The organism is Streptomyces wedmorensis, assembly GCF_000716445.1.
In the GTDB taxonomy this organism is placed as follows: Bacteria; Actinomycetota; Actinomycetes; order Streptomycetales; family Streptomycetaceae; genus Streptomyces; species Streptomyces wedmorensis.
The window spans coordinates 72,161-95,556 of record NZ_JNWK01000031.1; the positions used below are offsets into that span (position 1 = coordinate 72,161).

25 protein-coding genes are annotated in these 23,396 nt (G+C 71.8%); 11 read left to right on the forward strand and 14 right to left on the reverse strand.

Annotated elements, in window-relative coordinates; all coding sequences use genetic code 11:
• Positions 1-2: 2 nt before the first annotated feature.
• Positions 3-1,538 carry a type 1 periplasmic-binding domain-containing protein gene (locus OO54_RS23685; protein WP_033206259.1) on the forward strand — a complete coding sequence of 512 codons (1,536 nt, stop codon included), beginning with the start codon at positions 3-5 and terminating at the stop codon, positions 1,536-1,538.
• Between the two features lie 123 nt (positions 1,539-1,661).
• Here the strand turns inward: OO54_RS23685 and OO54_RS23690 are convergent, their stop codons facing one another.
• From OO54_RS23690 to hemL, 8 genes are all read right to left on the reverse strand, one after another.
• Complete coding sequence (locus tag OO54_RS23690) at positions 1,662-2,201, reverse strand: SRPBCC domain-containing protein (RefSeq protein WP_033206261.1); 540 nt, start codon at positions 2,199-2,201, stop codon at positions 1,662-1,664.
• Between the two features lie 44 nt (positions 2,202-2,245).
• Entirely contained in the window at positions 2,246-3,331 is a 1,086-nt protein-coding gene (gene ccsB, locus OO54_RS23695) for a c-type cytochrome biogenesis protein CcsB (RefSeq protein WP_033206263.1), read from the reverse strand.
• Positions 3,328-5,028 carry a cytochrome c biogenesis protein ResB gene (gene resB / locus OO54_RS23700; RefSeq protein WP_033206264.1) on the reverse strand — a complete coding sequence of 567 codons (1,701 nt, stop codon included), beginning with the start codon at positions 5,026-5,028 and terminating at the stop codon, positions 3,328-3,330. Before resB ends, ccsB begins: the two co-directional genes overlap by 4 nt.
• 5 nt (positions 5,029-5,033) lie before the next feature.
• Positions 5,034-5,771 carry a cytochrome c biogenesis CcdA family protein gene (locus tag OO54_RS23705; protein WP_017240983.1) on the reverse strand — a complete coding sequence of 246 codons (738 nt, stop codon included), beginning with the start codon at positions 5,769-5,771 and terminating at the stop codon, positions 5,034-5,036.
• Between the two features lie 4 nt (positions 5,772-5,775).
• A complete protein-coding gene (locus OO54_RS23710; protein WP_033206266.1) occupies positions 5,776-6,390 on the reverse strand; it encodes a TlpA family protein disulfide reductase in 615 nt (204 codons plus the stop codon).
• Between the two features lie 77 nt (positions 6,391-6,467).
• A complete protein-coding gene (locus OO54_RS23715; RefSeq protein ID WP_033206268.1) occupies positions 6,468-7,742 on the reverse strand; it encodes a polysaccharide deacetylase family protein in 1,275 nt (424 codons plus the stop codon).
• Between the two features lie 268 nt (positions 7,743-8,010).
• A complete protein-coding gene (locus OO54_RS23720) occupies positions 8,011-8,715 on the reverse strand; it encodes a histidine phosphatase family protein (RefSeq protein ID WP_033206270.1) in 705 nt (234 codons plus the stop codon).
• Positions 8,712-10,019 carry a glutamate-1-semialdehyde 2,1-aminomutase gene (gene hemL, locus OO54_RS23725; RefSeq protein WP_200146597.1) on the reverse strand — a complete coding sequence of 436 codons (1,308 nt, stop codon included), beginning with the start codon at positions 10,017-10,019 and terminating at the stop codon, positions 8,712-8,714. The genes OO54_RS23720 and hemL overlap by 4 nt, the downstream gene beginning before the upstream one ends.
• Before the next feature lie 271 nt (positions 10,020-10,290).
• Here hemL and OO54_RS23730 point away from each other — a divergent pair, with 271 nt between their 5' ends.
• Both OO54_RS23730 and OO54_RS23735 read left to right on the forward strand, forming a co-directional pair.
• A complete protein-coding gene (locus tag OO54_RS23730) occupies positions 10,291-10,893 on the forward strand; it encodes a hypothetical protein (RefSeq protein ID WP_078905310.1) in 603 nt (200 codons plus the stop codon).
• Positions 10,894-11,102: 209 nt separating this feature from the next.
• Entirely contained in the window at positions 11,103-11,519 is a 417-nt protein-coding gene (locus OO54_RS23735; RefSeq protein ID WP_033206272.1) for a MerR family transcriptional regulator, read from the forward strand.
• Here the strand turns inward: OO54_RS23735 and OO54_RS43775 are convergent.
• On the reverse strand, positions 11,411-12,313 hold the full coding sequence (locus OO54_RS43775) for a TroA family protein (RefSeq protein ID WP_245236733.1): 903 nt from the start codon (positions 12,311-12,313) through the stop codon (positions 11,411-11,413). The genes OO54_RS23735 and OO54_RS43775 overlap by 109 nt on opposite strands.
• 276 nt (positions 12,314-12,589) lie before the next feature.
• Between OO54_RS43775 and OO54_RS23745 the strand changes: the two genes are divergently transcribed.
• Together OO54_RS23745 and OO54_RS23750 are read left to right on the forward strand one after the other, a co-directional pair.
• Positions 12,590-12,829 (forward strand): hypothetical protein, encoded by a 240-nt coding sequence (locus tag OO54_RS23745; RefSeq protein ID WP_033206275.1) that lies wholly within the window; start codon positions 12,590-12,592, stop codon positions 12,827-12,829.
• 121 nt (positions 12,830-12,950) lie between these two features.
• Positions 12,951-13,502 (forward strand): GNAT family N-acetyltransferase, encoded by a 552-nt coding sequence (locus OO54_RS23750; protein WP_033206277.1) that lies wholly within the window; start codon positions 12,951-12,953, stop codon positions 13,500-13,502.
• A gap of 87 nt (positions 13,503-13,589) precedes the next feature.
• On the opposite strand, the gene OO54_RS23755 is transcribed toward OO54_RS23750, so the two are convergent.
• Positions 13,590-14,039, reverse strand: a complete 450-nt coding sequence (locus OO54_RS23755; protein WP_033206279.1) for a GNAT family N-acetyltransferase — start codon at positions 14,037-14,039, stop codon at positions 13,590-13,592.
• 168 nt (positions 14,040-14,207) lie between these two features.
• Here OO54_RS23755 and OO54_RS23760 point away from each other — a divergent pair, with 168 nt between their 5' ends.
• Together OO54_RS23760 and OO54_RS23765 are read left to right on the forward strand one after the other, a co-directional pair.
• Positions 14,208-15,059 (forward strand): NmrA family NAD(P)-binding protein, encoded by an 852-nt coding sequence (locus OO54_RS23760; RefSeq protein WP_033206281.1) that lies wholly within the window; start codon positions 14,208-14,210, stop codon positions 15,057-15,059.
• A gap of 239 nt (positions 15,060-15,298) precedes the next feature.
• Positions 15,299-16,036, forward strand: a complete 738-nt coding sequence (locus OO54_RS23765; protein WP_033206284.1) for a Mut7-C RNAse domain-containing protein — start codon at positions 15,299-15,301, stop codon at positions 16,034-16,036.
• Between the two features lie 51 nt (positions 16,037-16,087).
• Here OO54_RS23765 and OO54_RS23775 read toward each other — a convergent pair whose 3' ends face one another.
• Both OO54_RS23775 and OO54_RS23780 read right to left on the reverse strand, forming a co-directional pair.
• Entirely contained in the window at positions 16,088-16,573 is a 486-nt protein-coding gene (locus OO54_RS23775) for a MarR family winged helix-turn-helix transcriptional regulator (RefSeq protein ID WP_033206287.1), read from the reverse strand.
• Between the two features lie 31 nt (positions 16,574-16,604).
• The gene (locus tag OO54_RS23780; protein ID WP_033206288.1) at positions 16,605-17,165 is read right to left on the reverse strand and encodes a TetR/AcrR family transcriptional regulator; all 561 of its coding nucleotides are present in this window, start codon (positions 17,163-17,165) and stop codon (positions 16,605-16,607) included.
• A gap of 116 nt (positions 17,166-17,281) precedes the next feature.
• Between OO54_RS23780 and OO54_RS23785 the strand changes: the two genes are divergently transcribed.
• Positions 17,282-18,697, forward strand: coding sequence for an FAD-dependent monooxygenase (locus tag OO54_RS23785; RefSeq protein ID WP_033206289.1), 1,416 nt, complete (start codon positions 17,282-17,284; stop codon positions 18,695-18,697).
• A 30-nt stretch (positions 18,698-18,727) separates the two neighbouring features.
• Here the strand turns inward: OO54_RS23785 and OO54_RS23790 are convergent, their stop codons facing one another.
• Positions 18,728-19,210: a hypothetical protein gene (locus tag OO54_RS23790; RefSeq protein WP_033206290.1), complete on the reverse strand. Its 483-nt coding sequence runs from the start codon at positions 19,208-19,210 to the stop codon at positions 18,728-18,730.
• A 165-nt stretch (positions 19,211-19,375) separates the two neighbouring features.
• On the opposite strand from OO54_RS23790, the gene OO54_RS23795 reads away from it, so the two are divergent.
• Positions 19,376-20,140, forward strand: coding sequence for an SDR family NAD(P)-dependent oxidoreductase (locus OO54_RS23795; protein ID WP_033206293.1), 765 nt, complete (start codon positions 19,376-19,378; stop codon positions 20,138-20,140).
• A 62-nt stretch (positions 20,141-20,202) separates the two neighbouring features.
• On the opposite strand, the gene OO54_RS23800 is transcribed toward OO54_RS23795, so the two are convergent.
• The gene (locus OO54_RS23800; RefSeq protein ID WP_033206295.1) at positions 20,203-21,396 is read right to left on the reverse strand and encodes an RtcB family protein; all 1,194 of its coding nucleotides are present in this window, start codon (positions 21,394-21,396) and stop codon (positions 20,203-20,205) included.
• Between the two features lie 174 nt (positions 21,397-21,570).
• On the opposite strand from OO54_RS23800, the gene OO54_RS23805 reads away from it, so the two are divergent.
• Together OO54_RS23805 and OO54_RS23810 are read left to right on the forward strand one after the other, a co-directional pair.
• Complete coding sequence (locus OO54_RS23805; protein WP_033206298.1) at positions 21,571-22,503, forward strand: hypothetical protein; 933 nt, start codon at positions 21,571-21,573, stop codon at positions 22,501-22,503.
• 136 nt (positions 22,504-22,639) lie between these two features.
• Positions 22,640-23,356: a hypothetical protein gene (locus OO54_RS23810; protein ID WP_033206301.1), complete on the forward strand. Its 717-nt coding sequence runs from the start codon at positions 22,640-22,642 to the stop codon at positions 23,354-23,356.
• The last annotated feature ends 40 nt before the right edge of the window (positions 23,357-23,396 follow it).

Sequence of the window (23,396 nt, forward strand, 5' to 3'; positions counted from 1 at the left end):
CCATGCTCGAATGGCTGCGCCGCCACCTCTACTGGACACCCCGCCAGAAGCTCTTCACCTGGATCGTCGTCTCCGCCGTCGTCCTCGGCCTGGGCGGTTTCGCGATCTCGCAGTGGAACGACCCGGAGGACCGTTCCTGCGCGACCGGCGTCGAGCGCCCCGCCGGCAGCGACGAATGCGTCGGCGTCAACGGCGACGGGCACGACTTCCGCGTCCCCGACCTCACCGAGATCGCCGACGCCATCGGCCGCGAGAACGCCACGCTCAAGGACGGCGAGTACGCCACCGTCGCCGTCCTGCTGCCGCTGACCTCCGCCGACGCCGGCATGCGGACCAAGGTGCTGCACGAGATCCAGGGCGCGTACGCCTACCAGTACCGCGCCAACCACGCGTCCAACAGCGAGACCCCGAAGATCCGGCTCGTCCTCGCCAACACCGGCAAGGGCAACGCCCACTGGCGCTCCACCGTCGACCGGCTCGCCGCCATGACCGGCGCCCCCCACCGGCTGCGGGCCGTCTCCGGCGTCGCCACCTCCTCCACCGAGATGCGGGAGGCGGTGACCGCCCTCACCGGCGGCGGGATCGCCGTCGTCGGCACCACCATCACCGCCGACGACATCGCCAACGGCCCCGGCGCCCCGAACCGCTACCCCGGCCTGGCCCGCGTCTCCCCCACCAACAGCGACGAGGCCAAGGCCCTCGCCCACTTCGGCCGGGTCGACGCCGCCAAGGCCCTCCTCGTCCAGGACACCCGCAGCGGCGACCACTACACCGACACCCTGAAGGCCGCCTTCACCGCCTCCCTCAAGGGCGCGCCCTACGAGCCGCAGCTCTTCACCTCGCCCGCCGACCCCACCGAGGAAGGCACCACCGCCAACACCTTCCGCCAGATCACCCACCTGATCTGCGACACCCGCGCCGAGACCGTCTTCTTCGCCGGCCGCCACACCCAGCTGCGCCAGTTCATCAACGCCCTCGGCTCCCGCGGCTGCACCGACCGCGCCTTCACGATCCTCACCGGCGACGAGGGCTCCTACCTGGGCACCGACAAGCTGCTCGACCGCAACGCGCTCAAGGCCAGGCTCACCGTGCGGTACGCGGCGCTCGCCCACCCGGACGCCTGGCAGCCCGCACCGGGCCGGCCGGTCCCCGCGACGGGCGGCTCCACCGTCGCGTACTCGACCTTCGTCACGGACGTCGCCCGCGCCTCGAAGAAGCCCGTCGCGCTCGCCGACGGCCAGGCGATCGTCGCCTACGACGCCATGGCCACCGCCGTCCACGCCATCCGCCAGGCCACCCCCCAGGGCTCCCGGTACCCCGAGCTCGCCGACGTCGTCACCCAGTGGCCCCAGGTCAAGGGCTCCCTCCGCGTCCAGGGCGCCGGCGGCTGGATCTGCCTCGACAACTACGGCAACCCCTACAACAAGGCCGTCCCCATCGTCGAGCTCGCCCTCGACGGCACCCAGCGCTTCGTCCAGATCGCCTGGCCCGAAGGCAAACCCCCCACCACCGCCTGCCTCCCCCCGAAGAAGCAGTGACCCCGTCGTGGGCAATCGTTCCGCCGGGGCGATGGGGGTGCCCCCCTGCTCGAGCGAAGCCGAGAGCCTGGGGGAGGGCGGGCACGACGGAACGGCCCCCGAGCCGGGCCCGGGCGACCGCCCCTACGGCACCCACTTGGGCCAGGGCTCGTCATCCCGCTCGTACAGCCCCCGCAGGTGCCGCCACCGCTCGTCCGACCAGTCCCGCCAGTCCGTCGGCCGCCCGTCCAGCGCCGCGACGAGCCGCTCGAAATGCTCGTGCCACCCGGCGAGACAGTCCAGCCGGTACTCCCGCGACCCCTGGAACTCGTTGGTGAAACGCAGCACGGCCGACCCGTCACGACCGGCCCCGGACCCCGGCTCCAGATGGAACCGCATCCGTCCGTGCGTCGTCGGATCCACCGTGTACTCGGCCACGTAGTCGGGGTCCCACGCGGTCACCCGCCCCGAGACCTCGGTGTCGCTGTTGAGCCAGCGGAGCCTGACCCGCCCCCCGAGCCGGGGTTCCAGCGGGTCCGCCTCGCAGAGCCAGCCCGGCAGGCCCTCGGGCGAGGCGACGGCCGCCCAGACGACCGGCACCGGGTGCGGGAGATCCACCACGAACCGCAGCAGGTGGGTGTCTCCGTCGTGGGTCTCGCTCCTGCCCCGGGGTATCTCGCTCATACCTCAAGCGTGGCCCCGGGGCCGGTCACCCGCTAGCGCAGGGCTCAGACGCCCGCGTAGGAGTGCTTGCTGCTGACGAAGATGTTGACGCCGTAGTAGTTGAAGAGGAAGCAGGCGAAGGCGATGAGCGCGATGTACGCGGCCTTCCGCCCCTTCCAGCCGGCCGTCGCGCGCGCGTGCAGGTACGCGGCGTAACCGACCCAGGTGATGAAGGACCAGACCTCCTTGGCGTCCCAGCCCCAGTAGCGGCCCCACGCGTCGCCGGCCCAGATCGCGCCCGCGATGATCGTGAAGGTCCAGAGCGGGAAGACCGCCGCGTTGACCCGGTACGAGAACTTGTCGAGCGAGGCCGCCGACGGCAGCCGCTCCATGACCGAGCGGGCGAAGGCGCCCGGGTTGCCGCCGGTCGCGAGCTTGTTCTCGTACGAGTCGCGGAAGAGGTACAGCAGGGTGCCGACCGCACCGATGTAGAAGACCGCGCCGCAGAAGATGGCGGTGGAGACGTGGATCCACAGCCAGTACGAGTCGAGCGCCGGCACCAGCTGGTCACTGGGCGTCTTCAGCCAGGTGGTGGCCATGCCCAGGTCCAGCAGGACGGTGGTCACCAGGGGCAGACCCATCCAGCGGACGTTCTTCTTGGCGAGGAGGAAGCCGAGGTACGCGCCGACCGCCACCGTGGAGAAGGTGGTGGAGAACTCGTACATGTTGCCCCAGGGGGCACGCTGCACGGACAGCGCGCGGGCGACCACGCCCGAGGCCTCGACCAGGAAGGCGAGGACGGTCAGGGAGACGGCGATCCGGCCGTACAGGTCGCCCTTGACCGTACCGCCGGCCGCGCCGGGGCCGTCCGGCACGTCCCGCGTGCCGGCCGCGGAGCGGGTGACGACCTGCGGCTTGTCGAGTACGGCGGTGCCACCGGCCTTCGTGACCTGGACGGTCACGGCCGGGGCCGCGGCGCCGGCGGCCTGCTGCGTGAGGGCGGCGGCGGTACGGCCGACCTTGCTGCGGCTGCCGAACACCCACTCGGCGATGTGGGCGAAGAAGGCCAGGGTGTAGACGGCCATCGAGGAGTAGATGAGCAGGTCGCTCATCCGCGCCAGGCTCTCGTTGGTCGTGGCGGCGAGGATCACTTGTCGGCCTCTCCAGAAGGGGCAGGGTCTTCTGCGGGTTCGTCCGCGGGTTCCGGTACGGCGGTGGGCGGTGCCTGGGCGGTCAGCGCGACCGCGAGGTCGCCCAGCTCCTCCGGCAGCTTGGCGGACTCGCTCCGGCCGAGGCCGGCCATCTCGACGACGGTGACGCCGTCCGCGCCGCGTACGGCCCGGACCCAGATCCGGCGCCGCTGGATGAAGAGCGAACCGGTCAGTCCGGCGATCGCGGCGATCGCGCCCGCGAGGGCGAGGCCGTTACCCGGCTGCTGCGAGATCTGGAAGCTCGCCCACTCCTTGATCTCCTTCTCGAAGGTGATCGAGCCGGCGCCGTCGGGGAGCGTCATGGTCTCGCCGGGCAGCATGCGCTGCGCGACCCCGGTCCCCTTGTCGATCTTGAACTGCTTCATCTTGGTCGTGTTGAGCTGGTACACGTTCTGCGGCAGACCGGAGTTCACGCGCAGGTCGCCGTGGTAGCCGGTGAGCGCCATGACGGGGAAGTCGAGCGCCGGGAACTGCGAGAACATCGTGCCGCTGCCGGCGCCCGCGAAGGTCGGCACGAACAGCGCGGTGAAGCCGAGCTGCTCCTTCTTGCCGTTCTTGTCGCGGTAGCCGTCCATGACCTTGATGGCGCCGGTCGACGTGATGTTGTTGTCGATGGGCAGCATCGGCACGGCGCCGTGGAAGACGGTCTTGCCGCGGCCGTCCTTGACGGTGACGACGGGCGCGTAGCCGTGGGCGATCAGATAGACCTTGGAGTCGCCGACCTTCAGCGGCTCGTTGACCCGGATGACGGCCTTCTTGTCCGCCCCGCCCTCGGAGTAGGTCACGTCCGCCTCGAAGGTGCGGGGGGTGCCGCGCTGCGGTCCGCCCTTCTCGTACGTGCCGTTGAAGGAGTTCAGGGTGAAGCTGAACGGCTGCAGCTCGTCGGTGCCGAACTGGGAGCCGGACTTGAAGTCGTCGTACTGGGTGAGCGTGTTGGAGAAGCCGTCGCCCTCGACGATCAGCTTGCCGCCCTCGGACTTGAAGAGCTGGCCCCAGGCGAAGGCGACGAGCATCACGATCAGGGCGACGTGGAAGGCCAGGTTCCCGGCCTCGCGCAGGTAGCCCTTCTCGGCGGCGACGGCGTCTCCGGCGGTGTGGGCGCGGAAGCGGCGCTCCTTCAGGACGGCGAGCGCGGCCTCGCGCACCTGCTCGGGCTCGGCCTCGGTGCGCCAGGTGGTGTACGCGGGCAGCCGGGTGAGGCGCCGGGGGGCGCCCGGCGGGCGGCTGCGGAGCTGGCCGACGAACTGCCAGGTGCGGGGCACGATGCAGCCGATGAGGGAGACGAACAGCAGGATGTAGATCGCGGAGAACCACACCGAGCTGTAGACGTCGAAGAACTGGAGCTTCTCGTACAGCGGCGTCAGGGTGGGGTGGGCCGCCTTGAAGGCCGCCACCTTGAGCTCGTCCGCGCTGGTCTGCGGGACGAGGGAGCCGGGGACGGCGCCCAGGGAGAGCATGAAGAGGAGGATCAGCGCGACCCGCATGGAGGTCAGCTGCCGCCAGAACCAGCGGACCCAGCCGACGACCCCGAGGGTGGGGCCGCCGAGGGCGGTCTCCTCCTGGGGGGCGGTCGACAGCTGGGCGCCGGCGGCTTCGTCGCCGGTCCGCTCGGTCTCCGTCGTATCGGTCTTGCTCATGGAACTCAGATCCCCACCGTGAAACCGCTGGACCAGCCCTGCATCGTGGCGACCATGCTGTCCCACGCGCCCGTGAGGAGCAGGACGCCGGTCACGATCATCATGCCGCCGCCGATCCGCATGACCCACGCGTAGTGCTTCTTGACCCATCCGAACGCGCCGAGGGCCTTGCGGAACGCGATGGCGGCGAGCACGAACGGTACGCCGAGGCCGACGCAGTACGCGAAGGCGAGGACCGCGCCGCGGCCCGCGCTGGCCTGTTCGAGGGCGAGGGCGTTCACGGAGGCGAGGGTCGGGCCGATGCACGGGGTCCAGCCGATGCCGAACAGCGCGCCGAGCAGCGGGGCGCCGATCAGGCCGGCGACGGGCTTCTTGTGGAAGCGGAACTCGCGCTGGGTGAACCAGGGCATCAGGCCCATGAAGAACACGCCCATGAGGATCATGAGCACGCCGAGGACCGTGGTGAGCGTGTCGCGGTACCCCTGGAGGGTCGCGCCGAAGTAGCCGAAGAGCGCGCCGCCGGAGACGAAGACGACGGTGAAGCCGAGGACGAAGAGGACGGCGCCGGCGGTCATCCGGCCGCGGCGGCTCTCCGCGAGGTCGGTGCCGGTGACCCCGGTGACGTACGAGAGGTAGCCCGGGACGAGCGGGAGCACGCACGGCGAGAAGAAGGAGACCAGGCCGCCGAGGACCGCGATGGGGAGGGCGAGCAGCAGGGCTCCGCTGGTGACCGTCTCGTTCACCGGCTCACTTCTCCTTGAGGAGGGGCTCGATCATCGACCGGAGCTTCTTCTCGTCGAGTGCCATGAGCGAGCGGGCGGCGATCCTGCCCTCCTTGTCGAGGACGACGGTGGAGGGGATGGCCTGCGGGTTGAGGGTGCCCTTGGGGAAGCCGAAGAGGATGAGCTTGCCCTGCGGGTCGTAGAGGCTGGGGTAGGGGACCCCGTAGTCCTCTTCGAAGGCGAGGGCGGGCTGCTTGTTGGGGTCGCGGGTGTTGAGGCCGACGAACTCGACGCCCTGGCCCTCGAGGTCCGCGGCGACCTTCGCGAAGTGGGGTGCCTCGGCGCGGCAGGGGCCGCACCAGGAGCCCCAGACGTTGAGGACGACGACCTTGCCCTTGAGGCCGGCGACATCGAGCTGCTTGCCGTCGAGGGTCTCGCCGGCGAGCTTTCCGGTCGCCGCGCGCTCGCCCTTGGCGACGGTGGAGATGCCGCCCGTGTTGGTCACGAAGTTGGTGTTGCCACCGCCGCCGGACTTGCCGTTGCTGTCGCCGCCGCAGGCCGAGAGCGTGAGGGCGGCGGACAGCATTCCGACGGCGACCAGGGTGCGCCGGGTGCGTCGAGGGGCACGGCTAAGGCTCATGTGAAAAGTTTCGCATGGGCGTTTGGGGGATCTTGGGCGCCCCCCTACGTGCCCGTAAAGACCCTTGTCAAGGCTGCCTAAGGCGTCTGGGACGTCTGATCGGGCTTGAGGAACGCGTTCCAGCCGCCCGCGGGCTTCTGCCCCACTTCCAGGCCGCGCAGTTTGTCGAGGATCAGCGGGTCCTGGACGTCGAGCCAGTCGACGAACTGCTTGAAGGAGACGAGCCGGACGTCCTTCTTTCCGGCCATTCCCTTGAGCGCGTCCTCGACGGCGTCCATGTAGATGCCGCCGTTCCACTGCTCGAAGTGGTTGCCGATGTAGAAGGGCGCGCGGTTCGACTCGTACGCGCGCGTGAAGCCGCCCAGGAGTGCGTCGGTGGCCTGCTTGCGCCAGCCCGGGTAGCGGGAGGGCATGCCCTTCGTCGTGTTCTTCGACTGGTTGGCGAGCATGTTGTAGTCCATGGAGAGGACTTCGAAGGAGTGCCCGGGGAAGGGCACGGCCTGGAGCGGCAGGTCCCAGATGCCCTGGCGCTTGACGGGCCACATCTGCCGGCCGCCGGGCGAGCTGGCGTCGTAGCGCCAGCCGAGCCGCTTGGCGGTGGGGAGCAGGTTGTCCTGGCCGAGGAGGCAGGGGGTGCGGCCGCCGACGAGCTCCTTCGAGTAGTCGAAGGGCAGCGGGTCGAGGTCGGTCCAGCCGCTGTTCGTCTTCCATTCGGTGACGAACTTCATGGCCTGGTCGATCTCGCTCTGCCACTGGGCCGGGGTCCAGTTCCCGACGGAGCCGGAGCCGCCGCAGAAGTGCCCGTTGAAGTGGGTGCCGATCTCGTGGCCTTCGAGCCAGGCCTGCCGGACGTACTTCAGGGTGTCCTTGATGTGGGCGTCGGTGAGGTAGCCGATGTCGGAGGCGCCGACGCGGTTGTTCGGCGGGCGGTAGAGGTCCTTCTTCGATTCGGGCAGGAGGTAGATCCCGGAGAGGAAGAACGTCATCGCCGCGTCGTGGTTCTTGGCGAGTTCGAGGAAGCGGGGGAAGAGGCCGTTGCCGACCTCGCCGGCGCCGTCCCAGGAGAAGATCACGAACTGGGGCGGGGTCTGACCGGGTTCGAGCGGGACGGGGGCGTCGGGCTGGTGCGGCTGCTTGCCGGTGTCGGCGGTGGAACCGTCGCCGATGAGCCGGATGTCCTTGGTCGGGGTGGGCGTGGCCGGCCGGGTGGTGGCGTCACCCCCCTTGCCGGGTCCGGAACGTCCCGGCTTGTCCGTTCCGTTGGTGCTGCATCCGGCGATGCCGATCGCCGCCGCGGCGCCAACGCCCGCCCCGAGCAGCCCCCTTCGACTGATCCCACTGATCCCGCGCATGACTACCCCATTCGCGCTGACGTATGACCTGAACGTCATCCAAACCGACAATGAGTGAGATGCAGGGAGGAACACGGAGGTTCCGGTAAATAGCACAAAAATTTCAGGGCGGCCGGATGACATGAACATCACCGACCGCCCTGAACTGTGGACCTTCACCCGCGCGCTGTCCAGTGGAGCCGCGCCCGCACGCGAAAGGCGCCCCGGAGAACCGGGGCGCCTCCTTCCGGGACCTGGGGCTGTCCGGCGGATCAGGGCCGGACAGGCCCTACGCCCCGAACGCCTTCGACTTCCCCTTGACCGGCTTCGCGCCCGCGAGCAGGTGCGCCGGGACCAGGTCCCGGGCCGGCTCGCTGTAACCGACCGAGACGATCTTGTCGCCCTGGTACGTGAACGAGGTCAGCGAGGCCAGCGTGCACTGCCGCCGCCGCGGGTCGTGCCAGAGCCGCCGCTTCTCCACGAAGCTGCGGACGATCCAGATCGGCAGCTGGTGGCTGACGCAGACCGCCTCGTGCCCCCGGGCCGCGTCCTTCGCCGCGTCCAGCGCGCCCATCATCCGGACGACCTGCTCGACGTACGGCTCGCCCCAGGACGGCTGGAACGGGTTGGTGAGGTGCTTCCAGTTCCCCGGCTTGCGCAGGGCCCCGTCACCGACGCCGAAGGTCTTGCCCTCGAAGACGTTCGCCGCCTCGATCAGCCGCTCGTCGCAGGCCAGGTCCAGGCCGTGCGCCTTGGCCACCGGCGTCGCCGTCTCCTGCGCCCGCTCCAGCGGGGAGGCGACGACGTACGTGACGTCCCGGTCGGCCAGGTGCTCCGCGACCCGGTCCGCCATCTGACGGCCCAGCTCGGAGAGGTGGTAGCCGGCCCGGCGCCCGTAGAGGACACCGTCCGGGTTGTGCACCTCGCCGTGCCGCATCAGGTGGACGACGGTGATGTCCCGGTCGCTCTTCGGGGAGCTCGTCGCGTCGCTCATGCCGTCGCCTCCGCGGCGGCGCGGGCGGCGGCCGGCAGCGCGGCGGCGATCCGCTCGATCGCCCGCTCGTCGTGCGCGGTCGACACGAACCACGACTCGAACGCGGACGGCGGCAGGTACACGCCGTCGGCCAGCATCGAGTGGAAGAACGCGTTGAAGCGGAACGCCTCCTGCTTCTTCGCGTCGTCGTAGTTCCGCACCTCGTCGGCGGTGAAGAACACCGAGAACATGTTGGACGCGGTCTGCAGCCGGTGCGCCACGCCCTCCTTCGCCAGCGCGCCCGTGACCAGGCCCTGGATCTCCGCCGACACCGCGTCCACCTTCGCGTACGCGGCCTCGTCGAGCAGCCGCAGCTGCGCGAGCCCGGCGGCGGTCGCGACCGGGTTGCCCGAGAGGGTGCCCGCCTGGTAGACCGGCCCGGCCGGGGCCAGGTGCCCCATGACGTCGGCGCGGCCACCGAACGCGGCGGCCGGGAAGCCACCGCCCATGACCTTGCCGAAGGTCATCAGGTCGGGCTTCACCCCGTCGACGCCGTACCAGCCGGCCCGGCTCGTACGGAAACCGGTCATCACCTCGTCGGAGATGTACAGCGCGCCGTTCTCCCGGCACAGGTCCGCCAGGCCCTGGTTGAAGCCCTCCACCGGCGGCACGACGCCCATGTTGCCGGGCGAGGCCTCCGTGATGACACAGGCGATCTCCCCCGGGTGCGCGGCGAAGGCCGCCCGCACCGCGTCCAGGTCGTTGTAGGGCAGCACGATGGTGTCGCCGGCCTGCGCGCCGGTCACACCGGGCGTGTCCGGGAGACCGAAGGTGGCGAGACCGGAACCGGCGGCGGCCAGCAGAGCGTCCACGTGGCCGTGGTAGCAGCCCGCGAACTTCACGACCTTGGCGCGCCCGGTGAACCCGCGGGCCAGCCGGATCGCGGACATCGTCGCCTCCGTGCCCGAGGAGACCAGCCGCACCTGCTCGACCGGCTCGATCCGTGCGACGATCTCCTCGCCGAGCGCGACCTCGCCCTCGCCGGGCGTGCCGAACGAGGTGCCGCGGGCCACGGCCGCCTGCACCGCGGCGGTGACCTCCGGGTGCGCGTGGCCGAGAATCATCGGCCCCCACGAGCAGACCAGGTCGACGTACTCACGACCGTCCGCGTCGGTGAGGTACGGACCGGAACCGGACACCATGAACCGGGGCGTTCCGCCCACGGCCCGGAAGGCACGCACCGGTGAGTTCACGCCGCCGGGCGTCACGAGGGAAGCGCGGTCGAAAAGCGTCTGTGAGACTGGGGCTTCGTATGAATACGGCACTGTGATCCTGACCTGCGAGAACGACTTCGGGCACGACATCGGGAACGGAGGGACGGCGGTGAGCATCCTGTCTGTTACGCCGGGGCGCCCCCCCCTCCGCGTCTGCGAAACTGGGGCGTCATAGGGATGGCTCACGGAATCCATGGTGTCAGAGGCCACGACGTTCTTGCGGACAGGTGTTTCACCGTACGAACGCGGGGGAGGTCACTGACACGATGATCGGGTTGCGCGGCGGGGTCGTGTTGCCGAGAAAAAGCAGTCGGGTGGAGATATGCATCGCGGTGGCGGACCGGGCGAGGGGACGGACGATCTGGGTCCGGAGTCTGCCCGGCGGGGGAGACACCGGCGGCGGCGGACCGACGACCGGACCGCACCGGAGGGCCGGCCGAACCCGGACCCCGCGGCGGATTCACCCCCCACGACCGGAGGCCGGAGCTTGGGGGTGACGTACAAGTACTTCGGCGCGCCCGACGGCGCCACCGCGGCCCGCGTCCCGATCTCCATGCGGCCGGAGGAACTCGGCGGGGACGAGCTCGGCATGGGCGGCATGTTCACCAAGATCAAGCCGGAGACCATAGCGGCCATGGTCCTCACCGGCATCCAGGGCATGCCCCTGCACAAGGTGCCCCCGCTGGAACTGGTCGTCCTCCACCCCGACTACGCCGTCGTCAAGCTGCCGATGACCGTCGTCGACCCGCTGCGCGGGATCGGCGAGGAGTCCGTCGGCGCCGCCGCCTTCATCTGGTCCACCGTCCCCGACCGCGGCGGCCCCCGCGACGCCTTCGACGTCTACCAGCTCCTCCACGAGTGGCAGGACTTCTCCGTCCGCCTCCACGAAGCGGGGCACCAGCCGTACTGCCTGGTCTGGCCGTAGGGGCCCGTCGACTGCGCCTCCCGAGCCGTTCGCCGTCCCACGGACGACCCACGAGCAGGCGTTTCGCCGCACTTCCGGCTCTCATAAGTGCTGAAGTTAGGACGAATGGTATGTAATGCGCGGAAGTCGCGCCCTTCGGGGAGCCCGTACGCCCCGTGGGAGCCCCGGACGAGGAAGGACCACGCGTGAGCGGAGCACGAGGAGCGCGGATGGCCGGCGAACCCATGCAGATCGGCGAGGTCGCGGCACGGACCGAGCTGCCCCTGCGGACCATCCGCCAGTACGAGGACAACGGCCTGGTCGTACCGTCCGCGGCCTCACCGGGCGGCTTCCCCCTCTACACGGACGCGGACGTGTCCCGGCTGATGGTCGTCCGCCGCATGAAGCCCCTCGGCTTCACCCTCGACGAGACCCGCGAACTCCTCACCGCGGTCGACCGGCTCGCCGCCGACCGCCCGGGCACGGACACCGAACTCGACCCGGACGAGCGGGCCGCGCTCACGGCCCGCGTCCGCCGCTACGAACAGGCCGCCGCGGAGCGGGTCGCCGAACTGCGGGCCCAGCTCGCCCGCGCCGAGGAGTTCGCCGACTCCCTCCGCACCCGCCTCACCGCCACCCCGGCCTGACCGGCGGGCGGGCGGCGCTCACCCGGCATGGGCGTGCGCTGCCGGCGGGCGGGACCCACCGGCACCTCGTACGGCGGCGTCGCGTGCTCCCGGCTGTCGAACAGCACCAGACCGGGGCCGAGCTCCACGACCCGGCCCCAGTCCGCGGTGAGCCAGTTGGCCCCGGGCCCGGGGCCGGGATCGAGCAGCCTGACCCCGAGCTCCGCCAGCCGCGCCAGCTCCGGCCACGCCTGCGGCCGGGCCAGATGCACCTGGTCGCGCCCCGCCCCGGAGAGCGCCAGGACCGTGAGCTCCCTCCTGCCCACCGCCTCCCGCAGGACGATCTCGGCGGCCCCCAGGTCGGCCCCGAAGCCGATCGGCGGCGCGGCGCCCAGGGTCGCCGCCAGCGCGCCGAAGCGGTCCAGGATCGCCGCGAGCGACAGCTCGTTGCCGACGGAGAGCGCGACGAGGGGCACCCCGAGCCGCTCGGCGACCGCCTCGTCCAGCGCGTACGGGCTCTTCCCGTCGTAGGTCACGTCCACGATCACGTCCGGCCGCAGCTCCCGCAGCCGCTCCTCGTCCAGGGCCCGGCCCGGACCGACGTACGGGACCCCGGCGGCGGCGAGCCCGCCCCCCTTCGCCGGATCGAGCACCCCGCCGTCGTGTCCCGAGCCGTAGACGGCGACCGGTGTCACCCCCAGGTCGCGGAGCGCCGCTCCCGCCCGCACGTACGCGACCACCCGCCGCGGCACGCGGTCCGCGCCCCGTTCCGCACCTCTGTCGTCCGTGAATCCCCATGCCTGTGCTCCGGACATGCGGCAGCTCCCTCCCCGGCCGGAATCTCCCTCTTCTGTCACCTTGAAGCGGTTCCCCGGCCCGCACAAGAGGGCCTGCGCGCGGGCGCCGCGCGCCGGGCGGCCACCGGCGCCCGCCCGGGACTTCGGTCCCGGGCCCCCTGCCGAAAGTCCCCCAGGGTGGTGTTAACTGAACGGGTCGGGAGGAAGTAGCAGGAATCGCCAGCGCCGACGTGCACGCGCGCCACCTGCCGGGACGCGCCGGGTACGGACGGCCCTCACGCCCTGGAGTGAGCCATGTCCTTGCCCGGCCAGTTGTCCGACCCCCGCGTCCTCACTCTCTTCGGCCTGCTCGCCGTCTCCACGGTGGTCTGGCTGACCCTCGGCCTGCGCGCCCGCCGCCGCGACCGGGCGGCCACCCCGCTGGAGCGCGTCTGGCACCCCCAGGAGTCCGTGGCCCTGACCCCCGCCGAAGAGCACGCCTTCGGCCAGGTCGTCTCCCGCCTCGCCCCCGGCTCCCCCGGCCGCCTGCGCTGACCACGACCTCTCGCCGAGGCCGGCTGCGACGCCTCTCCGAAGCCGGCCGCCTGCGCTGCCCGCGACGCCTGACCGAAGCCGGCCGGGCCGGCCTGTCAGTGCCCCCGCCTACCGTGGGGACATGGACACTCCCGCGCGCACGACCCAGGAGACCGCCCCCTCACCCGTACGCCTTGAGCCCTGGTCCGAGGAGGACGCGGGCCTGCTGCGCGCCCTGAACGCACCGGAGCTGACGGAACATCTCGGCGGGCCCGAGACCGAGGAGCAGCTCGTCCGGCGCCACCGCCGGTACGTGGACCTGAGCGCCGACGACACGGGCGCGGGGCGGATGTTCCGGATCGTGCTGCTGCCCGAGGAGACCGTGGTGGGCAGCATCGGCTACTGGGCGCGGACCTGGGATGACAGACCGGTGTACGAGACCGGGTGGGCGGTGCTGCCGGGCTTCCAGGGGCGCGGCGTGGCGACGTCCGCCACGCGCGCGGTCGCGGAGCGGGCCCGGGAGGCGGGGCGCCACCGCCACCTGCACGCGTTCCCGTCGGCGGACAACGCCGCGTCGAACGCGGTGTGCCGCAAGGCGGGGTTCGAGCTGCTCGGTGAGCGCGGCTTCGAGTATCCGCCGGGACGCCCGATGCGCTGCCACGACTGGCGGCTCGACCTGGGGGAGCAGCGCTAGGAGGCGTGCTCGGATGGCGTGCTCAGGAGACGTGCGCAGGGAGCGTGCTCCGATGGCGTGCTCAGGAGACGTGCGCAGGAAGCGTGCTCAGGAGGCGTCTTCCGGTCCGGCCAGCAGCCGGGTGAAGTGGAAGGCCACGATGTCGAAGCGCTCGCGCAGGTAGAAGCGGTGGGCTCCGGTGCGGTGGGTTCCGGAGTCCAGGTTGAGCTCGTGGCAGCCGGCCGCGCGGGCGTGGGTCTCCAGGTGGGCGACGAGCGCGTGGCCGACACCGGTCGAGCGTTCGACGGCGGCGGTCACCAGGTCGTCGACGTAGAGCTTGCGCAGGGAACTGGTGTTGTGGATGATCCGCCAGCCCGCCGCGCCGACACAGCGGCCGCCGTCCGTGTAGGCGGCGGTGAACCGCAGGCCCTGAGGGTGTCCGGCCTCGTACACCTCGCGGAAGAGCTCCGGGGTGAGGTGGGGGCGGAGCTCGCGGAGGACCGGCAGGAGGTCGCTCTCCAGCCGGGGGTCGCCGGGCTCAAGGTCGATGATCTTCATGCCGGGACGGTACCCCAGGTTTTCTCGGGGTTGACGGACGAGGCTCCCTCACGGATATTCATCTGCGTAACGCAGATTATTCGCTACGCAGGAATGTCGGATGCTGCGCGGGTCCGCCGCGCCCTGCGGCGGCACCGCAATCCACGCCCGCCCGAAAGGACCCCTCCCATGACCGTTCTCGTCACCGGAAGCCGCGGCCGCGTCGCCACCACTCTGCTCGGCCTCCTCGACTCCGCGGGCATCAAGACCAGGGCCGCCTCCAAACACCCCGCGGACCTCTCCCCACCCGGCGGCGTCGAGACCGTGCGCTGCGACCTCGCCGATCCCGCCACCTTCGACGCCGCCCTCGCCGGGGTCGACTCCGTCTTCCTCTACGCCGACGCCACCCACGCCGAGGCCTTCGCCGGCCGGGCCCGCGCCGCCGGCGTCGAGCACATCGCCCTCCTGTCCTCCAGCTCCGTCCTCGCCCCGGACGCCGCCGACAACCCCATCGCCGCCTCCCACCTCGCGGCCGAGCGCGCCCTCTCCGCCGCCGCGGCCGCCGGGGCGTTCGAGGCCACCCACCTCCAGCCGGGCGCCTTCGCCACCAACGCCCTGCAGTGGACCGGGGCACTCCGGAGCGGGCAGGGGCCGGCCCTGCCCCACCCCCGGACACACGTCGATCCGATCCACGAACGCGATGTCGCCGAAGCCGCCTTCGCGGTGCTCACCGATCCCCGGCTGCGCGGCTCCTCGTACCTGCTGACCGGACCCGAGTCACTGACCTTCACCGAGCAGCTGGCGATCATCGCCGAGGTGACGGGCCTCCCCGCGCCCCACACCGTCGTCACCCCCGAGGAGTGGAAGGAGTCCGTCGCCGGCTACGTACCCGGCGCCTTCGCGGACGCCCTCCTCTCCTACTGGGCCGCGCACGACGGCCGGCCCGTACCCCTGACCCGTACCGTCGAGGAGCTCACCGGCCACCCGGCCCGCCCCTTCGCGACCTGGGTCGCCGACCACGCCGACTCCTTCCGCCCCTGACCCGGCTTGAGGCGCCGACCACGCCAGGCGCCTTGGCCCCCGACCCCGCTTGAGGCGCCGACCACGCCAGGCACCCTCGCCCCTGACCCGACCCGGGCCACCGACCACGCCAGCCCCTTCCGCGGGCGAGCGGGCGGGCCGGCGACGGGCGGGCGGGGCCGGCGACGGGCGGGCGGGCCGACTGGCGGGCGGCCGGAATTCCCTGGCCGCCCGGCTCGCCCCGGTGACATCCTGTCCCCGTGAACGGACCGGAGATCCAGATCAGTTTCGCCCCCGGCCTGCGGCTCTTCGTCGCCTCGGAGCGGCGCTCGGGCCGCACCCCGGTGACCACCGACGGCAGCTCCTCGCTCGGCCATGTCGTGGAGTCCCTCGGGGTGCCGCTCACCGAGGCCGGACGGCTCCTGGTCGACGGCCGCCCCGTCGACGTGTCACACGTCCCGGCCGACGGCGAGACGGTCGAGGTGGAGGACATCGCCCGGCCGCAGCCGGTGCCCGGCGCACCGCTCCGGTTCCTGCTCGACGTGCACCTCGGCACGCTGGCCCGGCGACTGCGCCTGCTCGGCGTGGACGCGGCGTACGAGAGCGAGGACATCGGCGACCCCGCGCTCGCCACCCTCTCCGCGCGCGAGCGGCGCGTCATGCTCTCGCGGGACCGCGGCCTGCTGCGCCGCCGCGAGCTGTGGGCGGGCGCCTACGTCTACAGCGACCGGCCGGACGACCAGCTCCGCGACGTGCTGGAGCGGTTCGCGCCGCCGCTCGCGCCCTGGACCCGCTGCACCGCGTGCAACGGGGAGTTGACCGACACCGACAAGGACGCCGTCCGCGAGCGCCTCGAACAGGGCACCGAGAAGACGTACGACGTGTTCGCCCAGTGCGGGGCCTGCGGCCGGGTCTACTGGCGCGGCGCCCACCACGCCCGCCTGGAGGCGATCGTCTCCGACGCGGTACGGGAGTTCGGCGGCGCGAAGACCGCCTGACGGCACGAGCACGAGCACGAGCCCCGGCACCGGCACCGGCACCGGCACCGGTCAGCCGAGGTCGCCGCCGCGCAGCCGCTCGATCTGTGCGGCACTCACCTCGACGGTCCGCCGCATGTGGGCGATGAGCAGGGCGACTTCGGCGTCGCTGTAGGCGTCGAACATCGTGCCCCAGGTCCCGTTCAGCTTCCGCCACAGGTCGCCGAGCTCCGCCATCCGCGCGGGCACGAGCGCCACGAGGACCCGCCGCCGGTCCTCGGTGTCGCGCTCCCGGGTCACGTACCCGGACCGTTCGAGACGGTCGACGAGCCGGGTCGCCGAGCCGGTGGTGAGCCCGGTCAGCTCGGCGACCCGCCCGGTGGTCACCGGGCCCTCCTCCAGGCTGAGCAGGTTCAGGCACTGCACATCGGTCGGGTGGAGCCGCAGGTGGTCGGCGACGGCCTGGTTGAACAGGGCGTACGCCGCCATGTAGCGGCGGGCCTCCCCGTACAGCTCGGTCATCAGGGCCTCGCGCCGGACGGAACTCTTCTGCGTCATGCAGAGATTGTACGGCCCAGGAACCGTCGCGTCAGGGGGCTTCCGCCGTCAGATAGCGCTGCACGGTCGGACCCAGCCAGGCCACGATCTCGTCGGTGGACATCTCGACGGCCGGCGGCAGTCGCAGCACGTAGCGCGCGAGCGCCATCCCGAGGATCTGGGACGCGACCAGCGCGGCCCGGCGCGGGGCCTGGTCCGGGTCGGGGCAGACCCCTCGGGTGACGGGACCCAGCTGCCGGGCGAAGACCGCCTGCATGCGCTCGGCCCCGGCCTCGTTGGTGACCCCCACCCGCAGCATCCCGGTCAGGACGTCGTCCCGCTCCCAGCGCTCCAGGAAGTGGGTGACGAGGACGGCCCCGATGTGCCGCGCCGGCAGGAGCCCCAGCTCGGGAAGGTCGAGCTCGATCTCCGAGGCGGCCGCGAACAGCCCCTCCTTGTTGCCGTAGTAGCGCATGACCATCGACGGATCGATCCCGGCGTCACGGGCGATGGCCCGGATGGTGGCGCGCTCGTACCCGTCGGAGGCGAAGCGCTCGCGCGCGGCCTCGAGGATGGCGGCCCGGGTGGCGTCGGAACGGCGGACGGTCGTCATATCAACGACTGTAGGCCAACAGGTGTTGACACGCCATCGAAGCCACCCCTACCGTAGCCAACGAGCGTTGGCAAACAACCGTTGGCCAACGGACGTGGGCACCCCTGGAGGCAGCCATGAGCACCACCACGGACACGGACGTACTCGTCATCGGCGCCGGCCCCACCGGCCTGCTCCTCGCCGGTGACCTGGCCGCCGCCGGCATCGGCGTCACCCTCGTCGAGCGCCGCCCGCACGGCCTCGGCAACCTCACCCGGGCCTTCGGCGTCCACGCCCGCACCCTGGAGCAGCTCGACGCCCGCGGCCTCGCCGACGACCTCCTCGCGACCGGCACGACCCTCGCCCACGCCCGCCTCTTCGGCAGCCTCGACCTCGACCTGACCCGCCTCGCCACCCGCTTCAACCACCTGCTCGTCACCCCGCAGTACGAGGTCGAGCGCCTCCTGGAGCGCCGCGCGACGGCCGCCGGCGTCACCTTCCGGTACGAGACCGAACTCCGCGGACTGCACCAGGACGCCGACACGGTCACCGCCGACCTCACCGGCCCCGACGGCCCCCTCACCCTCCGCGCCCGTCACCTCGTCGGCACCGACGGCGTCCGCAGCGCCGTCCGCTCCGCCCTCGGCCTGCCCTTCCCCGGCCGCTCCGTGATCCGCTCCATCGTCCTCGCCGACGTACGCCTCGCGGAGGAGCCCGCCGAGTCCTTCACCGTCAGCGGCTCGGGAAACACCTTCGCCTTCCTCGCCCCCTTCGGCGACGGCTGGTACCGGGTCATGGGCTGGGACCGCACCCGCCAGGTCCCCGACGGCGAGCCCGTCGACCTCGACGAGGTCCGCGACATCGCCCGGCGCGCCCTCGGGACCGACCTCGGCATGCACGACGCCCGCTGGATCTCCCGCTTCCACAGCGACGAGCGCCAGGCCCCCGCCTACCGCGTCGGCCGGGTCTTCCTCGCGGGGGACGCCGCCCACGTCCACTCCCCCGCCGGCGGCCAGGGCATGAACACCGGCCTCCAGGACGCCGCCAACCTCTCCTGGAAGCTCGTCGCCGTCCTCCGCGGCGAGGCACCCGACGCCGAGGCCCTCCTCGACAGCTACCAGTCCGAGCGCCACCCCGTCGGCGCCGCCGTACTCCGCAGCAGCGGCGCCATCGTGCGCCTCGCGATGGCCCACACCCCGCTCACCCGCGCCGCCCGCGCCCTCGCCACCCGCCTCCTGAACGCGATACGGCCCGCCACCTCCCGGGCCATGGGCATGATCAGCGGAATCGGCATCGCGTACCCGCCCGCGCCCGGCACCGGCCGCCCCTCCGGCCGCCGCGCGCCCGACGTCCCCCTGCGCGAAGGGCGCCTCTACGAACTCCTCCGCCACGGCGACTTCGTCCTGATCACCCCGGAAGGCGCACCCGCCACCCTGCCCCCGACCGCCCCCGTCACCCTCGAACACCTCACCCGAGCGACCTGGGCCGACCCGGCGAAGCGCGCCACCGTCCTCGTCCGCCCCGACGGCTACGTCTACTCGGCCGGCCGCTGAGCGACCGCGGACACGCACCCCCGGAGGACGTCAGAACACGTACGGATCACCGGTCGCGAGCACCAGGACCCGGTGCCGGTCGTTCCGCGGATTCCGGTCGGCCACCCCGTCCCGCCAGGCCGTGGTGATGTCCACCGTCAGCTCGTCCGGCAGGCCGGCCGTCCGCAGGTCCAGCGCCAGCTCCCCGGCACCCCCCACGGCCCGCAGCTCACCGGTCCGGCAGGACACCACCCGGTCACTGCTCCACAGACAGGCCGGCGGCAGCTCCCGGCCACCCGCCATCGGCTCGGAGAAGGCGAGCCGGACCGTCGCCTGGGCCAGATCGGACGGCCCGTGGTTCTCACTGACCAGCCAGACGCCCAGCCTCCCGTCCCACAGGGAGGCATGACCGTGATGGGACAGATCCGCCTCGGGCCCGGTCTTCGCCCCCACGGCGCCGGCACTCCCACCCGCACCCGTCACCACCGCGGCCGCGAGAGCGACCCCGAGCACACTCTTCCGCAATCCACGCATAGGCCCAAAATACCCACCTACCATCACATCTTATGACAACCCATCAGCCCGCGTGTCCCGCACACCCGACCCCCACCCCCACGCCCCGCGAGGCCACCGGACACCGCCCCCACCTATCCTGACCGGGCGATCGACGTAATCGACCACCTGCGCGAGGAGCACGTCATGACCGGCCCCGGTACCCCCATCGCCGTCATCACCGGAGCAAGCAGCGGCATCGGCGCCGCCACCGCCCGCCGACTGGCCGCCGCCGGCTACCGCGTGGTCCTCACCGCCCGCCGCAAGGACCGCATCGAAGCCCTCGCCGCCGAGATCAACGAGGCCGGCCACCAGGCCACCGCCTACGCCCTCGACGTCACCGACCGCGCCGCCGTCGACGAGTTCGCCACCGCCTTCCGCACCCTCGCCGTCCTCGTCAACAACGCCGGCGGCGCCCTCGGCGCCGACCCCGTCGCCACCGGCGACCCCGCCGACTGGCGTCAGATGTACGAGGTCAACGTCATCGGCACCCTGAACCTCACCCAGGCCCTGCTCCCCGCCCTCATCGCCGGCGGCGACGGCACGGTCGTCGTCCTCTCCTCCACCGCCGGCCACTCCACCTACGAGGGCGGCGCCGGCTACGTCGCCGCCAAGAACGGCGCCCGCGTCCTCGCCGAGACCCTCCGCCTCGAGATCGTCGGCACCCCCGTCCGCGTCATCGAGATCGCCCCCGGCATGGTCAAGACCGACGAGTTCGCCACCACCCGCTTCCGCGGCGACACCGACAAGGCCGCCAAGGTCTACGCCGGCGTCGCCGAACCCCTCACCGCCGACGACGTCGCCGACACCATCACCTGGGCCTGCACCCGCCCCCCGCACGTCAACATCGACCTCCTCATCGTCCGCCCCCGCGCCCAGGCCTCCAACACCAAGATCCACCGCGAGCTCTGAGCCGGGAACGAGAACGGGACGGGGTGCCGCCTCACGCGGCACCCCGTCCCGTCTTCCTGCGGTCAGCCCTTCACACAGATGACCTGCTTCAGCTTCGCGACGACCTCCACCAGGTCCCGCTGCTGGTCGATGACCTTCTCGATCGGCTTGTAGGCGCCCGGGATCTCGTCGACGACACCGGAGTCCTTACGGCACTCCACGCCCCGCGTCTGCTCCTCCAGGTCTCGCACCGTGAAGCGCCGCTTCGCCGCGCTCCGGCTCATCTTCCGGCCCGCGCCGTGCGAGGCCGAGTTGAAGGACGCCGCGTTCCCCAGGCCCTTCACGATGTATGAGCCCGTGCCCATCGAGCCCGGGATGATCCCGAACTCCCCGGAACCGGCCCGGATCGCGCCCTTGCGCGTGACCAGCATGTCCATGCCCTCGTACCGCTCCTCCGCCACGTAGTTGTGGTGGCAGGAGATCACCGGATCGAAGGTCACCCGCGCCTTGCGGAACTCCCGGCGGACGACCTCCTGGAAGAGCGCCATCATGATCGCGCGGTTGTGCTTCGCGTACTCCTGCGCCCAGAAGAGGTCATGCCGGTAGGCCGCCATCTGCGGAGTGTCCGCGACGAACACCGCCAGGTCGCGGTCGACGAGACCCTGGTTGTGCGGAAGCTTCTGCGCCTCGCCGATGTGGAACTCCGCCAGCTCCTTGCCGATGTTCCGCGACCCCGAATGCAGCATCAGCCAGACGGCGCCCGAGGTGTCCAGGCAGAACTCCACGAAGTGGTTGCCCGACCCGAGCGTTCCCATCTGCTGCCCCGCCCGCTCCCGGCGGAACTTCACCGCGTCCGCCACCCCGTCGAACCGCGACCAGAAGTCGTCCCAGCCCGCCGTCGGGAACTGGTACAGCCGCTTCGGGTCCACCGCCTCGCGGTGCAGGCCGCGGCCGACCGGGATGGCCTGCTCGATCTTCGAGCGGAGGCGGGAGAGGTCACCCGGGAGGTCGTTCGCGGTGAGGGAGGTCTTGACGGCGGACATGCCGCAGCCGATGTCGACGCCGACCGCGGCCGGGCAGACCGCGCCCTGCATCGCGATGACCGAGCCGACCGTCGCGCCCTTGCCGTAGTGGACGTCCGGCATGACGGCGAGGCCCTTGATCCACGGAAGGGTGGCCACGTTGCGGAGCTGCTGCATGGCGCCGCCCTCGACCGTGGCGGGGTCGGCCCACATGCGGATCGGTACGTTCGCGCCCGGTACCTCTACGTACGACATACTTCCTCGATTCCCCCGAAAAGTCAGATAACGCAAAAACCGGAGCCAAAGCCCGTACAGGTGACAGCGGACCGGCATCAACGGCTGCGTGTGCGATAGACATTGTGTCCATCGGCCGGGTTCGCGCGGCAAACCGTTTTCGGGAAAGACTTCGGGAGAAGGGAGCCTGGGACCGTGCAGCGAAAGAGGTACGCCCCCGGCCACGCCGGGCCCACGGCTCGGACCGCCGTCGTCCTCACCAGCGTCCTGGGCCTCGGCCTGGGGCTCGGCCTCACCGGCTGCTCCGCCGGTGCCCCCGCCGACGACGTCACCGTCGACGCGAAGGCGGGCCCCGCCGCCCCCGTCGTGCCTCCCGGCCGCTACCGCACCCTCTTCGAGCCCTGCGGCTCCGTCCCGCAGGCCACCCTCAAGGACCTGCTGCCGGGCGCCGCCTCGCTGCCGGACGCCGAGCGGGACAAGGCGTACCGCGGTACGGCCTCCGTCACGTACGACACGGACCGGCGCGTCGGCTGCACCTGGCGGGCCGACAGTCCCGACACCTCGCACCGGCTCACGCTCGACGTCGAGCGGGTCGTCTCGTACGACGCCACCATCAGCGACGCGGACCGCGCGCAGTCGGTGTTCACCGCCAAGCAGCTCGAGGCGGGCATCCCGCTGCCCACCACCGCTCCGCCGTCGCCCACGGCGACGACGCCGCCCGCCACGACGCCCCCGGCGTCGACGACGGGCACGATGGCGGTCACGGCGGGGGTTCCGCTCACACCTCCGGGCCGGCTTCCGACGACCAAGGCCCCGACGACCGGCGCCACTCCGCCCGGTTCGGCCGACCCCACGTCCGCTCCCACTCCCACCGCGACGCCCACCGGGCTCGAACCGCGCCTCCTCGACGACCTCGGCGAGATCGCGTACCTGGACGACGCCCTCAGCAGGGTCGGCGCGAACGGCCATCAGAGGTCCGTCAGCGTGGTGTTCCGCACATCCAACGTGATCGTGACGGTCTCCTACCGGGAGCAGACGACGGGGTCCGCCGAGGCCCCCGACAGCAAGGAACTGCAGGAAAAGGCCCGGAATCTGGCCCGGCTGCTGGCCGAGCGCCTGGAGGAGTAGCCGTTCCGCTCCGATCCGTGAGCGGATGGGGACCACGTAACGTGTCGGCGTATCCGTGACCGTTCCCGTGGCCACGGCCATGGCCGATCACCACCGGACCGCCGGCCGGACCGTACGACAAGCGACTGAAGGAACCATGCAGCGATCAGCTACGCGCCTCTCCCGCATACTCGCCTGCGCCGCCGTCCCGGTGATGCTCGTCGCCGCCGGCTGCTCCTCCGACTCCGGTGATTCCGGGAAGCCGCAGGGCGGGGCCAAGACGTCGGCGGCCCCGGTGCCGACGCCGACGAAGACGGTGGAGGCCGCGAGGTTCGCGAAGCTGCCCGACGTCTGCAAGTCGGTCTCCGCCAAGACGACGGCCGTGCTGGTTCCGAAGGCGAAGACGAAGAACGGCACGCCGGCCGCTTCCAGCGACCTGGCCAGCCGTGGCGGCTGCTCGTGGAACGGCCTGGAGGACAAGGGCGTCCACGGCTCGCACTACCGCTGGCTCGACGTGTCCTTCTACCGGTACGACTCGGACGTCTCGCTCGGCAGCGGCCAGGACCGCGCCCAGGAGAACCTGGCGAAGGAGCTCGCCAAGGTCCAGGAGACGCCGGGGGCCAAGAAGCTCCGCACCACGACGGCCGCGGGCGTCGGCGACGAGGCGCAGGCCGTCTCGTACCAGCTGCGCAAGACGGACGAGGACTTCGTCTACACCTCGGTCGTGGCGCGGACGGGCAACGTGCTGGTCCTCCTGTCGTTCAACGGCGCCGGATACGCGGGGGCCATCGGACCGACGGACAAGCAGATCATGGACGGCGCCGTGAAGGCGGCCAAGGAGGCCGTGGCGGCGGTCGCGGCGGCGAACAAGTAGGCACGGACCCGTACAGATCGGCATATTCAAGCGGAGCCCG

Excerpts from the sequence above, each read along its gene's own strand:
- OO54_RS23745 (WP_033206275.1), top strand. The coding sequence starts at position 12,590 with ATGTCCTTGCCCGGCCAGTTGTCCGACCCCCGCGTCCTCACTCTCTTC.
- OO54_RS23785 (WP_033206289.1), top strand. The coding sequence starts at position 17,282 with ATGAGCACCACCACGGACACGGACGTACTCGTCATCGGCGCCGGCCCC.
- OO54_RS23750 (WP_033206277.1), top strand. The coding sequence starts at position 12,951 with ATGGACACTCCCGCGCGCACGACCCAGGAGACCGCCCCCTCACCCGTA.
- OO54_RS23790 (WP_033206290.1), bottom strand. The coding sequence starts at position 19,210 with ATGCGTGGATTGCGGAAGAGTGTGCTCGGGGTCGCTCTCGCGGCCGCG.
- OO54_RS23800 (WP_033206295.1), bottom strand. The coding sequence starts at position 21,396 with ATGTCGTACGTAGAGGTACCGGGCGCGAACGTACCGATCCGCATGTGG.
- OO54_RS23730 (WP_078905310.1), top strand. The coding sequence starts at position 10,291 with ATGCATCGCGGTGGCGGACCGGGCGAGGGGACGGACGATCTGGGTCCG.
- OO54_RS23760 (WP_033206281.1), top strand. The coding sequence starts at position 14,208 with ATGACCGTTCTCGTCACCGGAAGCCGCGGCCGCGTCGCCACCACTCTG.
- OO54_RS23810 (WP_033206301.1), top strand. The coding sequence starts at position 22,640 with ATGCAGCGATCAGCTACGCGCCTCTCCCGCATACTCGCCTGCGCCGCC.
- OO54_RS23775 (WP_033206287.1), bottom strand. The coding sequence starts at position 16,573 with ATGACGCAGAAGAGTTCCGTCCGGCGCGAGGCCCTGATGACCGAGCTG.
- OO54_RS23720 (WP_033206270.1), bottom strand. The coding sequence starts at position 8,715 with ATGAGCGACGCGACGAGCTCCCCGAAGAGCGACCGGGACATCACCGTC.
- OO54_RS23780 (WP_033206288.1), bottom strand. The coding sequence starts at position 17,165 with ATGACGACCGTCCGCCGTTCCGACGCCACCCGGGCCGCCATCCTCGAG.
- OO54_RS23685 (WP_033206259.1), top strand. The coding sequence starts at position 3 with ATGCTCGAATGGCTGCGCCGCCACCTCTACTGGACACCCCGCCAGAAG.
- OO54_RS23715 (WP_033206268.1), bottom strand. The coding sequence starts at position 7,742 with ATGCGCGGGATCAGTGGGATCAGTCGAAGGGGGCTGCTCGGGGCGGGC.
- OO54_RS23755 (WP_033206279.1), bottom strand. The coding sequence starts at position 14,039 with ATGAAGATCATCGACCTTGAGCCCGGCGACCCCCGGCTGGAGAGCGAC.
- OO54_RS23795 (WP_033206293.1), top strand. The coding sequence starts at position 19,376 with ATGACCGGCCCCGGTACCCCCATCGCCGTCATCACCGGAGCAAGCAGC.
- OO54_RS23690 (WP_033206261.1), bottom strand. The coding sequence starts at position 2,201 with ATGAGCGAGATACCCCGGGGCAGGAGCGAGACCCACGACGGAGACACC.
- OO54_RS43775 (WP_245236733.1), bottom strand. The coding sequence starts at position 12,313 with ATGTCCGGAGCACAGGCATGGGGATTCACGGACGACAGAGGTGCGGAA.
- resB (WP_033206264.1), bottom strand. The coding sequence starts at position 5,028 with ATGAGCAAGACCGATACGACGGAGACCGAGCGGACCGGCGACGAAGCC.
- OO54_RS23710 (WP_033206266.1), bottom strand. The coding sequence starts at position 6,390 with ATGAGCCTTAGCCGTGCCCCTCGACGCACCCGGCGCACCCTGGTCGCC.
- OO54_RS23735 (WP_033206272.1), top strand. The coding sequence starts at position 11,103 with ATGGCCGGCGAACCCATGCAGATCGGCGAGGTCGCGGCACGGACCGAG.